This is a genomic window from Streptomyces sp. NPDC046215 (genome assembly GCF_040646215.1).
GTDB classification, from domain to species: Bacteria; Actinomycetota; Actinomycetes; order Streptomycetales; family Streptomycetaceae; genus Streptomyces; species Streptomyces stramineus.
In genome coordinates, this window is record NZ_JBEYZW010000202.1 from 1 (window position 1) to 1,404 (window position 1,404).

Genomic DNA, 1,404 nt, shown 5'->3' on the forward strand with positions numbered 1-1,404 from the left:
TACTGCAACGGTCCTTGCTGTGACGGGTGGGCAGGTCGGTCGTTGGTGTGGTTATGGGTGGGGACCTTGGGAGTGCCAGGTTGTGGGCTGGAGAACTGAACGTGGTACACGAGCGGTTCGTGCACCGGTTCAACAGGGAAGAGCCGCGGCAGTCGGCCCTTGCCTATATGCGGGGGCTGACCGCTCCTCTGGAGCGGAAGAACGGATGGACGCTCGCGGAAGAAGCCGGCCACGCGGGACCTGACCGTATCCACCGGTTGCTGAACCGGATCGACTGGGACGCCGACGAGGTCCTGGGCGACGTGCGCGACTACGTCGTCGAGCACCTCGGGGACCGGAATGCCGTTCTGGTCATCGATGACACCGGCTTCCTGAAGAAGGGCACACGCTCGGCGGGTGTGCAAAGGCAGTACTCCGGCACCGCCGGACGCACCGAGAACAGCCAGATCGGGGTGTTTCTCGCCTACGCCACCCGCCGCGGACGCACGCTGATCGACCGCCGCTTGTATCTGCCCACGTCATGGACCGACGACCGGGACAGGTGCCGGCAAGCCGGTATCGACGACAGTGTCGCCTTCGAGACGAAGGTTGCCATGGCCAGGGCGATGGTCCGCCGGGCGATCAGGGACCGGATCCCGTTCGGCTGGGTGACGGCGGACGCCGCCTACGGCTACAGCAAGGGCTGGCGCTTCGAGCTGGAACAGGCCGATGTCTTCCACGTCATGGCGACCACCCGGCACGACACCGTCGTCACCGGCTGGTCCATCGACCACCCTGTCCACGATCTATTCCCCGGCCTGCCACGGCAGAAGTGGAAACGGCGCTCGTGCGGCCAGGGCGCCCACGGCCCACGCGTCTATGACTGGGCCCGTGTCGAGGTCCGGCCCTGGCATCGCGAGGACCGCCGGCACTGGGTCATCGCCCGCCGCAGCGTCCGCCGGCCCGAGGAGGTCTCCTACTACATCGCCTACTGCCCCACCGAGACCACTCTGGACGAGCTGATCTCCGTCGCCGGCAGCCGGTGGGCCGTCGAGGAATGCTTCCAGAGCGCGAAGCAGGAATGCGGCCTGGACGACTACCAGGTCCGCCGCTACCCCGGCTGGCACCGCCACATGACCCTGGCCATGGCCGCCCACGCCTGCCTCACCGTCCTGCGGGCCCGCGAGCTCGACACGGAGAAAGCAGAAACGGATCCTCCCAGCTCATCCCCCTCAGCCTTCCCGAGATCAGACGCCTGATCACCCGCCTCAACCCCCACCGGACCGCACCCATCGACCACGTCCTGCACTGGTCACACTGGCGACGGAGACGGCAGTACCAAGCCCGCGTCTGCCACTACAAACGACGCGGACACACCCCGCCAGAAGCTACCCACCCGTCACAGCAAAGACCGTTGCAGTACTA

At 66.9% G+C, this 1,404-nt stretch carries 1 protein-coding gene; it reads left to right on the top strand.

What is annotated here, in order from left to right; genetic code table 11:
• Nucleotides 1-53: 53 nt before the first annotated feature.
• Nucleotides 54-1,238: an IS701 family transposase gene (locus ABZ951_RS33850; protein ID WP_344098231.1), complete on the top strand. Its 1,185-nt coding sequence runs from the start codon at nucleotides 54-56 to the stop codon at nucleotides 1,236-1,238.
• Nucleotides 1,239-1,404 lie beyond the last annotated feature (166 nt).